The organism is Paracraurococcus lichenis (assembly GCF_030657435.1).
Lineage (GTDB): Bacteria > Pseudomonadota > Alphaproteobacteria > Acetobacterales > Acetobacteraceae > Paracraurococcus > Paracraurococcus lichenis.
In genome coordinates, this window is record NZ_JAUTWS010000116.1 from 1 (window position 1) to 10,351 (window position 10,351).

9 protein-coding genes and 1 pseudogene are annotated in these 10,351 nt (G+C 67.8%); 3 read left to right on the top strand and 7 right to left on the bottom strand.

Going from position 1 to position 10,351, the window contains the following annotated elements:
* Positions 1-992 precede the first annotated feature (992 nt).
* Positions 993-2,027, top strand: a complete 1,035-nt coding sequence (locus Q7A36_RS35805) for a replication protein RepA (protein WP_305108584.1) — start codon at positions 993-995, stop codon at positions 2,025-2,027.
* Positions 2,028-2,168: 141 nt separating this feature from the next.
* Here the strand turns inward: Q7A36_RS35805 and Q7A36_RS35810 are convergent, their stop codons facing one another.
* The gene (locus tag Q7A36_RS35810) at positions 2,169-2,849 is read right to left on the bottom strand and encodes a hypothetical protein (RefSeq protein ID WP_305108585.1); all 681 of its coding nucleotides are present in this window, start codon (positions 2,847-2,849) and stop codon (positions 2,169-2,171) included.
* A 38-nt stretch (positions 2,850-2,887) separates the two neighbouring features.
* Positions 2,888-3,550 carry a division plane positioning ATPase MipZ gene (locus Q7A36_RS35815; protein ID WP_305108586.1) on the bottom strand — a complete coding sequence of 221 codons (663 nt, stop codon included), beginning with the start codon at positions 3,548-3,550 and terminating at the stop codon, positions 2,888-2,890.
* 1,035 nt (positions 3,551-4,585) lie between these two features.
* Here Q7A36_RS35815 and Q7A36_RS35820 point away from each other — a divergent pair.
* Together Q7A36_RS35820 and Q7A36_RS35825 are read left to right on the top strand one after the other, a co-directional pair.
* Positions 4,586-4,858: a ribbon-helix-helix domain-containing protein gene (locus tag Q7A36_RS35820; protein WP_305108587.1), complete on the top strand. Its 273-nt coding sequence runs from the start codon at positions 4,586-4,588 to the stop codon at positions 4,856-4,858.
* Positions 4,845-5,192 carry a type II toxin-antitoxin system RelE/ParE family toxin gene (locus Q7A36_RS35825; protein WP_305108588.1) on the top strand — a complete coding sequence of 116 codons (348 nt, stop codon included), beginning with the start codon at positions 4,845-4,847 and terminating at the stop codon, positions 5,190-5,192. The genes Q7A36_RS35820 and Q7A36_RS35825 overlap by 14 nt, the downstream gene beginning before the upstream one ends.
* Before the next feature lie 90 nt (positions 5,193-5,282).
* On the opposite strand, the gene Q7A36_RS35830 is transcribed toward Q7A36_RS35825, so the two are convergent.
* From Q7A36_RS35830 to Q7A36_RS35850, 5 genes and pseudogenes are all read right to left on the bottom strand, one after another.
* Positions 5,283-6,170 carry a multicopper oxidase domain-containing protein gene (locus Q7A36_RS35830; protein WP_370655770.1) on the bottom strand — a complete coding sequence of 296 codons (888 nt, stop codon included), beginning with the start codon at positions 6,168-6,170 and terminating at the stop codon, positions 5,283-5,285.
* A 237-nt stretch (positions 6,171-6,407) separates the two neighbouring features.
* Positions 6,408-7,427: an amino acid ABC transporter substrate-binding protein gene (locus Q7A36_RS35835; protein WP_305108589.1), complete on the bottom strand. Its 1,020-nt coding sequence runs from the start codon at positions 7,425-7,427 to the stop codon at positions 6,408-6,410.
* Between the two features lie 32 nt (positions 7,428-7,459).
* Positions 7,460-8,821, bottom strand: a complete 1,362-nt coding sequence (locus Q7A36_RS35840) for an aspartate aminotransferase family protein (protein ID WP_305108590.1) — start codon at positions 8,819-8,821, stop codon at positions 7,460-7,462.
* Positions 8,821-9,561, bottom strand: coding sequence for a MurR/RpiR family transcriptional regulator (locus tag Q7A36_RS35845; protein ID WP_305108591.1), 741 nt, complete (start codon positions 9,559-9,561; stop codon positions 8,821-8,823). The genes Q7A36_RS35840 and Q7A36_RS35845 overlap by 1 nt, the downstream gene beginning before the upstream one ends.
* A 573-nt stretch (positions 9,562-10,134) precedes the next feature.
* Positions 10,135-10,351: pseudogene (locus Q7A36_RS35850) on the bottom strand (recombinase family protein); the annotation flags it as partial.

Below are 10,351 nucleotides of genomic sequence, written 5' to 3' on the forward strand. Positions count from 1 at the left end.
CGCCCGCAAGCGCCCATCGCAGCGTGACCCCCAACTTTGCGGCGGTCCCGATGATCTCGGCCGGGAAGCGATAGCCGGCATAGGGCTACTTGGCGGCTGACAGACTCATTCCGGCCTTCTACCGAACCGACCTCGGCCAGCCAAGCCCCGCTCAACCTGACGATGCCGCTGGCGGCCCGGGTGGCGTTGAGGCCTTCATCAGACTGTCCGGCTCGCCAGGCGGTTTCGTGCTTTTCTGCGCTTCGACTAGCCTGGATTATGCACGATGAGAGCCGTGCCGAGCGCAAGCCATTGATTTTGCTGCGCGACATCGAGGGCGCCAACTTTATGGAGTTTTCTGCAACGAAATCCTCGGCTTGGCCATCGCCCTGGCCTCGGCCCACCTCGGGGCAACCCGGCGTATAATTCGGGCTAGCAGCCCGTACCTGCATCGGGGTTTGCTCCTCTTGGAGAGACGACGGCTTGCCGAGCTTTGTTCCGAGGGCGTGGAAAGGGCTGCGCAGAGTTTGACGAAATCGAAGTGCAGGTGCTGGACGTCCCGCAGAGTTTGACGAAATCACCTGGCTCGCCGCCCTCCCCTCCCTGCAATGCTGGTGCTGGCCGACCATGGGCTGCGAACCGGTCTGTGGCCGCCGACGCCCAGCGAACCCGAGCTTGGTTCCGGGGTGCTGGTGGGAGGTGACGAGGTCTGTCGTCCCCGATAACGGAAGTAATTATCTCTCTTATAGGTATGCACGTCAGACTCTGCGTGGATAACCGGCCCTTCTTCGTCTTCTTCTGCGCAGACCGGGGGCGGCCCACTCGTCATTCTCTGCGCGCGAGGCTGTTCGACTCTGCGTGGATAATTGAGCCTCCGTCGAAGCCGGGCGATTCGTGCGATTCTGCGAAGTGGTAGGGGCTCGCTGTCGAGGACGGCGCGAGGCGTGCCACTCGTCAATTTCTGCGCATGCGACTCGCCGGCGCGGGGTATGGCGGTATCGAGGAGACGGATGATGAGTGTCCGCGACCAGCTTACCCTGTTCGGCCTCGACCAGACCCTTCGCCAGGCGCGGGCGTCGGCCAGCAACGAGCGCGAAGTGGAACGGCAGATCCGGCGGGTTCATACCGTCCACTCGATCCTGTCCGAGCTGCCGACAGCAGAGGATCTCGCCTTCCTGCACTCCGGCCTCTGCCAGACCTGCCTCCCTCACAGCAGACCCGACAGCAACCGCGATGTCTGGCGGCGGCGATCCGGACGGCTGACCCTCATCGTCCAGCCGGGCGTGCTGGACACGCCGATGAAGCCTGCCGGTCGTGGGAAGCGCGGAGAAGCGAAGGCTGCGGCGAAGGCGGACGACCAGGAGAGCATGTATGTGGGGGTGCCGTACGGTTCCAAGGCACGTCTGATCCTGATCTATCTTCAGAGCGAGGGCATCCGGGACCGGGTCGTCCAGATGGGAGACAGCCTGTCCGCCTGGATGCGATCGCTCGGGCTGGCGGTCACCGGTGGGGAGCGCGGCACCATCACGGCGGTCCGCGAGCAGGTCCTGCGCATCGCCCGCTGCAGCTTTTCGTTCCACTGGTCTGAAGTGTCGGATGAGGGTGACCGTACGATCGTCACCGACGCCCGCTTGGTCGATGGCATGGAGCTCTGGCGCGGCGTGAGCGATCGGAGTCAGTGGCCAAGGCAGGTCGTGCTCTCGGAGGCGTTCCACGCCCACTTGCGAGAGCATGCGGTGCCGTTGGATCAGCGCGCCATCGCGCATCTTAGCGGCAACTCGCTCGGGCTCGACCTGTACACGATGCTGGCCTACCGCCTGCCTCGCCTTAAGGCGCCTCTCCTGCTCCGGTGGAGCCAGCTCATGGAGCAGCTGGGCGCCGAGGATCCGTCGAACTTCTCGCGCCGGGTCAAGGCCATCCTGCCGGATGTGCTGGACGGCTACCCGGGCGCCAAGATCGAGGTTTCCCGGAACGGGTTGACCTTGCAGCCGTCCAAGCCTGCGGTGCAGCGGACGATGGTCAACGGACTGCGCCTCATCAAATCCTGACGTCTTCGCCCGCCGTGGGGCCGGCCTTGTAAGCCGCCGCGCAGCCATCTGCGGACGGGCCTGCCCCTTGGCTGCCACTCTACGCCGGCAAGCCGACCTTGGATGGGCTGCGGCTCGTCCGGGCCGGGCTCCCTGCCCGCTTTACGCTGGCGCGGCCGGCAGGGCTTCCAACTGGGCGTCGATCTCCGCCATGCGCGCGGCCAGTCTGGCCCGCTCGTCCAGCAATTCGCGTCGCATCCGCTCGATGTCCGCCCTCGACAGGGTCATGGCGGCTCGCTCGTCCTCATTGCCGGCTTCGTCAATGACCCGCGGTGCGGCGAGGCGCTGCGACGCCGCCTTGAGTTCGCGCCGAACGGCGATGATATCCGCGCGCCTGACGTCAGGACGCACGAGCCCGCGTTCGCGGACGAGCGCCTGACCTTCGGGTGAAAGTGTGGAAATTTCGTAGACGATGCTGTACGGCGGCAGGCGCTCCGCCGGAAGTGCCCATTCCTCGGCTTTTACCGCGGCCATGCGAAGCTTCGTCGCGACGCTGTCGCTGAACGGGAACAGGCGCTCGCTGCCTCGCCGCACCCGCCGAAACTCCTCATCGCTGAGCGTCCGAGACAGATGCAGCAAGGTCTTGCCGATGAAGATCGACGCCGTCCCGATCTTTGCCCAGTGATCGTAAATCAGGCTGCGCGCCTTGAGGACTTCGCCGATCTTTGCCTCGTCGGTGTTCAGTCCCGAGAAGAGGTCGGCGACGATCTCGCGGCCAGCTTCTTCGACTTGGCGGAGAGCCCTCGCCTGCTCGCTGCGGTCATCGCCTGCCATCAGGTCCATGGCATCCAGGTCGCCGCGACGCGGCCGCGCTGGGCCCTTCACAAGCCGACCTCTCGCCGCAGATGCCGCCAGAGATCCTGCATTACATCCGCGCCTTTGGCCTTTTCGTAGTCGAGCGACGTCAGGCCGGCCGAGAACGGGGCGGCGATATCCTCCAGCTGAGGAATCTCGATCGGCGCGAGAGTGCCGTACTTGAGCAGGGCCGAGCGTGCCGACGCGAAGGAGCGCGTCCGTCGGTTGGCCTTGTTCAGGACGAAGGCACCCCGCATGCCCGTGGTGGACAGGCTGCGCCACCAGGGTACCACGCTCTCGAGATCATCGGTCGATGGGCTTGTCGGCACCAGCACGAAGTCGGCCCGCTCACAGAGTTCGACCATCCGTGCCATGTTGTTCTCGACCCCTGGAGCGGTGTCCACTACAGCGACCTCGAAGCCGTCGAGCTTGCGCTCGATCTCTGCCCAGCTCTCGTCCTTGATGGCCACGACCTCGGCCTCGACGATCTGGGGTACGGACTCCCGCTGCTTGGCACGACGATCTGCCCATTTCCGGAACGTGCGCTGCTCGTCGAAATCGAGCCCGATCGCCTGAAGCCCTGCCTGTCGTGCAGCAACGAGAAGGTTGCGGGAAATGGTGCTGCGGCCGCATCCCCCCTTGGAGCCACCGAGTACGATCACCCGGCAGCCGGTACCCCTGCGTGCCATCCTTGCCCCCTTTGACAGCAGGCGGATTATCGCATGTCTGTTCTCCACGCCGAAGGAAGTTTCACTGGGGAAAATAGGTCCATTTCGGTCCCATCTGATCCCCCGCTCGGGCGCAGGTTGGTGGGTGCTCCAGCTTCGGGTCGATGCCGCTACGAAGCGCTGCCTCACGGTCAGCTGCATTGGTGAAGATCGCCCTGCTGCGTTCCGTAGACCACGACCCGATCCGCACGATGTGGCCGCCGACCCAAATGGAACCTGCGCCGCGGATGCTCAGGGGCGCTTCAAGTGCAGAGCGTCTATGTGGTCCATGGAGGCCCGCGAACCAACGGCGCGGGGGCCGTGAGCCCTCGTACTTCTGGTGCCGTGTGGTCAGGGTAGCGCAGGACTGGGGTGACCGGACCGGGCTGGCCTGCCGGGAACGAGGCCTCATCCCCCCGGTGTCCTGCGCCCGTGAGGGGACGCCCACGACGGTGCGCTGGCCGCGAACGGCCAGGGAGCGCGGGAACGGTGACCTTCGAACATCGAGGCGGCCGGGACGAGGGGAACACCGGGCCAGACAAGACGGGGCGGATTGGTTCTTGAGCATGGATTAGGCATTCGCGGCGCACCCCGCCCCGCTGTCGGGCGCCTACGACGCGATTCCCGGCGAACTCGCCGTCGCCATGGCGGCGCTAGCGTCGCAAACCACTGCGACCGGCGCCGCGCATTGGCTGGTCCAGGGAACAATGCACATCTCAGACCGCATACGGGCGATCCATGCTCTCGGCCTACCCGCCCTCACGACGCCGCGCAGGCTTCAGATTGGTGCGACCAAGGCCTGTCCCCTGGCTTTTCGGTCGCCGGAACTGGTGGCCACCACCGCGCCTGGCACGCCGGCCGACGCCGATTCTTGGGTCGCCTCTGCGGGCCGCTTCCAGGCGGCAATAGCCACGACTGCGATTGCGTCTGGGCTCGGCACGATCGCCGGACAGGCCGGCCACGCGATGCGCTTGAGGGGCGGTGCTACCCGGTAGTATGATCGGCCTGGAGGTGCTGATGACGGTGAAGACCTCGATTTCCCTGACGGATGATCAGGAGGCGTATGCTCGGCGGCTCGTCGAGAGTGGCCATTATCCGAGCCTCAGTGCCGTCCTTCAACGCGGCCTTGAAATGCTTCGGCATGACCGGGAGAAGCGCGATGCGGAACTCGAGGCGCTGCGGTCCCTGATCCAGCAGCGGCGCGTGGGGGCTTTCCTCGACCTCGACGAGGGTGAGGCACAAACCCACACGATGTTGGCAGCCAAGCGGAAAGCGCGTGAAGCGCTATAAGGTCCGCCGCGCGGCAGATGTCACGCGTGACCTCGACCTCATCGAGGATCACTTGGTCCGGGTGTACCAGGATTTGGGAGAGGATCCGGGGGACGCGGCCGAACGGGCCGCTGTCCGCCTCGGTGAAGCCCTCCGCTATATGCGCACGTTCGAGACGTATCCGCACCGCGGCACTGAACATCCGCAGATCCATCCCGGTCTGCGTACGGTGACCAGCAGAAGCTTCATCTTCTACTTCGAGGTCGACGAGGCGTCCGCCGAGGTGAGCGTTCTCGCCGTCTTCTTCGGAGGCGCGGACCACAGACGGCAGATCACGGACCGCCTTCGGCATTGACCACATCAGGCCGGCCAACGGCTGTTCGACCGCCGCACGCCGAACGGAGCCATGCCAGCCATTCTCCATTTTGGCTGGCACGACGATCGCCTAAGCCGGTTCCCCACCCGCGGGATGAACCACCGGCTGTCCCGGCCTGAAGCTTCGTCGCGCCCGATCCGACAATCCCGCTTTCGGCTCGTGCTCGTGATGTGGCACCCAGGGCGGGACCACCACGAAGGGCCGCATCATGCCGTGGTCCTCGTGCTCCAGGATGTGGCAGTGATACACGTAGTGGCTTGGAAAAGGCGCGAAGGTCATGGCGATGCCGACCATCTCGCCCGGGTTCGCCCGCACGGTGTCCTTCGGACCCTGCATCTCCGGCCCGATCGGCCACGCATCGGTTGCCGTGATGCGGGCCAGCGTCACGGCGCTCGGGTCGAAGACCCCTGTGCCGCCGTCCCGTTCGAAGCCGAAGCGCCGCTGCACTGCGAAGTCCACCAAGTGAACTTGGATCGGATGCGTGTCGGGGCTGAGGTTCACCACATACCACAACTCCGTCGCGCCCAAGTTGACCCGCATCCAGCCTCTCTGTTCCTTATTTGTGCCAGCCCCGTGTGGGGATTGGCCGCTGTGGGGGGCCGGCAGTAGGGCAGGGGCATGCGCGCCCCCATCCGGCAGGCCGAGCGGATGATCGCCATCCGCCTGCGCACCACGATCAGTACCCACGTGGAAGACCTCAGCTTCAATAAGCCGGCGGCGATCGGCGTCGCGCCCGGACTGTCCTCGGTCGAGGCGGTCAGCTTGCTGAATCGCCAGCAATGGCCCGTTGGCGACATTGCCGCCTTCCGGGCTTGGCCGCACGGCTCGGGCTGGAGGTGGGGCCGCCGGACATGGACCTGCTGCGGAGGGATGAGTGGGACCGGTGGGCGGTCCCGGGCTGTGCGCACTCCGGTTCCGGCTACCGTCGCACCGCTGCACGCGCCCCGATTTGCTCACACCCCATAACGCCCCTTCTGTGGGATGGCTGCTGCAGGCTGGCTGTCCTGCTCCGAGAGTGGGAAGGAGTGGGGCCCTGATGGCTCGCGCTTAACGCTTGGTCCTCACCCTTAGGTCGGCTCGGGGCGGGGCAGAGACACTCGCCCTCCGCCGATCTGCAGGCGGCCGGGGCCGGAGAGGCATCTCCAACCCACGGCAGTGGTGATCCGATGGCGGCGACCGGCCGTGCCCCGCCGCTCAGCGGAAAGGGATAGCGTACATCAGCCCGCCGCGGTTCCATAGCGCGTTGGGCCCGCGCTGCAGCTTCAGCGCGCTGGCGCCTCCGACGTTGCGCTCGAAGATCTCACCGTAGTTGCCGACGGCCTTGATGGCGTTCAGCATCCAACGATTGTCGAGGCGCAGCCGGGCTCCGAACTCGCCGGTGGCGCCAAGCAGGCGTTGCGCAATCGGGTTCTGGCCGCGCGCCATCTCCTCCGCATTCGCCTGGGTAACGCCGGCCTCCTCAGCCTCGACCAGGCCATAATGCAGCCAAGCCACGATGTTCGACCACTCATCGTCGCCGTTGCGGGTGAAGGGGCCGAGCGGCTCTTTGCTGATCGTCTCAGCCAGGACGGTATAGTCGTTCGAGTTTTGCGCAGCGGTTGCCAGCGCGCCGGCCAGGGCCGAGGCATCCTGCGTCATGGCGTCACAGCGCCCGGCGAAGAAGGCCTGGTACATCGTGTCGATCCGCTCGAACACCACGGGCTGGAACGTGATGCGGCGGGCGCGGGCGACGTCACCGAGCGTGATCTCATGCGTCGTGCCCTGGGCCACGCAGACGGTCGCGCCATTGAGGCCGTTCACGTCGTGCACGTCCGCGTCGCGCCGCACCGCAAAGCCCTGGCCGTCGTAGAAGTTCACCGGTCCCTGGTTCAGCCCGATCGAGGCATCGCGCAGGAACGTCTGGGTGGAGTTGCGGAACAGCACGTCAATCTCGGCCGATTGCAGGGCGGTGAAGCGGTTCTGGGCGGTGAGCTGGACGAAGCGTACCTTCGTCGCGTCACCGAAGATCGCCGCGGCGAGCGCCCGGCAGTAGTCGGCATCCAAGCCGCGGATCTCGCCGCGGCTGTCGGCCACGGAGAAGCCGGCGAAGCCGGTGGAGACGCCGCAGGCCAGTGTGCCGCGCTGGCGCACCGTGTCGAGTGTGGCGGCACCCGTGGGCGCCGCAGCGGCCGAAAGGCCGAGCATGGCCGCGGCAGCGAGAAGAAGTCGCTTCATAGGGTCTCTCTCTCAGGTAGGCGATGGGGCGGTTAGCGGGGCAGCCCGGCAAGGGCTGCGTCCACGGCCTCGCCCAGGCGTTCGACGATCACGTCCACCTCATGGGCTGCGACGATGTAGGGCGGTGCGAGCAGCACGTGGTCACCGCGCCGGCCATCGGCCGTGCCGCCGGCCGGGTAACAGGCCAAGCCCCGCGCGAAGGCTTCCGACTTGATCCGTGCATTGAGCTTCAGGGCAGGGTCGAAGGGCTCCTTCGTCCTGCGGTCCTCCACCAGCTCGATCGCGCGGAACAGGCCCCGTCCGCGGACGTCACCGACATGGTGGTGATTGCCGAAGCGCTCCGTCAGGCGCCGCTCCAACCGCTCGCCCATTGCGATGACGTTGGCGAGCAGCCCCTCCTCCCGGATGGTGCGCTGCACCTCCAGCGCGGCGGCGCAGGCGACGGGGTGGGCGAGGTAGGTGTGGCCGTGCTGGAAGGCACCGGTGCCGCGCTCAATCGCATCGACGACCGCGCCGGAGACGAGCACGGCGCCGATCGGCTGGTATCCGCCGCCGAGCCCCTTCGCGATCGCCTGGATGTCGGGCGAGACCCCTTCCTGTTCCCAGGCATGCAGGGTGCCGGTGCGGCCAATGCCGCTCATCACCTCGTCCAGGATCAGCAGCGCGCCGTGCCGGTCGCAGATCTCGCGCACCGCGCGGAAGTAGCCGGTAGGCGCGGGCACGCAGCCTGCGGTCGCGCCCACCACCGGCTCCGCCAGGAAGGCCGCGACGCTGCCAGGGCCGAGGCGCTGGAACTCCGCTTCCAGCTCCGCGGCGAGGCGGGCGGTGAAGGCGGGCTCGTCCTCGCCCTCGCGCATCTCGCGATAGGCAAAGGCGGGCGAGACATGGCTGAAGGCGTCGCTCAGCATCGGCGCGTAGGGCGCGCGTCGCCAGGCATTGCCGCCAGCGGACAATGCGCCGAGCGTGTTGCCATGATAACTCTGCCGCCGCGCAATGAAGCGCGTGCGCCTGGGCTGCCCAATTTCGAGGAAGTACTGCCGCGCGAGCTTGAGCGCGGCTTCCACCGCTTCCGACCCGCCGGCGACGAAATAGGCCTGTGCGAGGCCGCCGGGCTCGTGCCCGACCAGCTCCTCGGCCAGCGCCTCGGCAGGCTCGTTCGAGAAGAAGGAGGTATGCGCGTAGCAGAGCTGCCCGACTTGGTGCTGCACCGCTTCCACGACCCGCGGATGCTGGTGCCCCAGGCAGGAGACGGCGGCGCCGCCCGAGGCGTCCAGCACTTCCCGCCCGCCGGCCTCGACGATCCAGACGCCATGCCCGCCGACGGCCAACGGTGGCGTCTCACGGGAGGAACGGTGCAGCACGCGCGTGCGGCGCGGCGGGGCGATCTGGGTCATCACGGCTTCTCCCGGTCGGGAACGTATTCGGAGAGGGATGCAAGGCGAGCCTCGGTCTCGCGCAGGCGGACCAGGGCGGGTTCGCCACCCAGGGCGAAGGTCGCAGCCGCCAGTGCCTGGGCGGTGGCCAGCGCACCGGTCAGGCTCGGGAAGAAGCCCGGCCCGGTGGCGGCGTCGAACAGCAGCAAATGCGCCGCGCCTTCTGCCATGGGGGCGGTCGGCGTGTCAGCGAGGGCGATCAGGGTGCAGCCGGCGGCGACAGCGGCGCGGGCTGTCAGCACGCTCGGTCGCGAATAGGGTGCGAAGCCAAACAGCACGATGGCATCGCCCGGCGCGAAAGCACCGAGGTCGAGATCCTCTGGTCCCGAGCCGCCGACCAGCCGCACTTCGGCGGGCCGGAACAGGCGGAGCTGGTAGTACAGGATCGCCGCAACGCCTCGGCAAGATCGATACCCGCCAATCCAGACCCGCGGAGCTTGGTGGAGCGCCCGTGCCGCCGACGCGACCGGCGCCGGATCCAGGGCACGCAGCGCGGCCGCATCGGCTTCGAGCAGGCCCGCCGAAAGGCCATCGGCCGAACTCGGCCGCGCGACGCGTGTCGAGAAGGGGGCGACGTCGGCGGGGCGGCGCGCCTCGATCAGGGCGTCGCGCAATTCGTCCCAGCCACGATAGCCGAGCGCTTGGGCGAGCCGCGTGAAGGCGGCAGGCGTCGCACCGGCGGCCGCGGCGAGGTCGCGCATGGACCGTGTCGCGGCGTCGAAGTCGTGCTGTGCGACAAAACGCCCGACCTCCTGCAGGCGGGGTGGAAGGCTAGGCAGGGCGCGCCGCAGCACGTCGAGGGGAGGCGCATCAGCCATGAACAAAATGTTCCATAAAATAGAAGGCCTCGCAACATGTGTTTCACGCCGCATGGCCAGCCGGCGTCTCCGTGGCGGGGTGTCGCGTTTCCTGATTCGTGTCGTCGCGTCGTGAATCAGGGCATCGGACCATCATCCGTGCCCTGATCCGTGTCGCTGGCCGGCCTGGCGACGGCGCGGGGTGGCGTGGTCAGCATGGCTGCTTGCTGCCGGCCACGGCAGCCATAGCGCCCCTGGGCTTGCCCCGGACCGGTGCCGCGGGGCGGCGCGCGGTCGGGGCTGGGCTGACGACACCTGTCGCGGTTCCTCATTGATGCGACTGGCCCGGCGGCGTGCGCGAGGCCCGCGAGGCATGTCCTTGTTGGTGCGACCGGTGCACCCCTGGCCGGCAGTGCTGCGGCGTCGGATTGCTGCGCGGCGGACCAGTCTCCGCTGCAGGGGCGTTGGCGGCGTCGCCTATGCGGCCGGCAGCAGGCCCGCCTTTCTGGCGCGGGCGAGGACATGCGCGACCGAGCCGGGCCGCCAATGGGCGCCGCCGCGTGGCGTTGGCTCGCGCAGCGCCTCCAGCCGCGCCCCGATCTCGCGCAGGGTGGCCCCCGGGTCGCTGAGCACGATGCCCGCCACCACCGCGAGCAGCCGGTCCGGCGCCGCCCGGCGCGGGACGGGGTCGAGC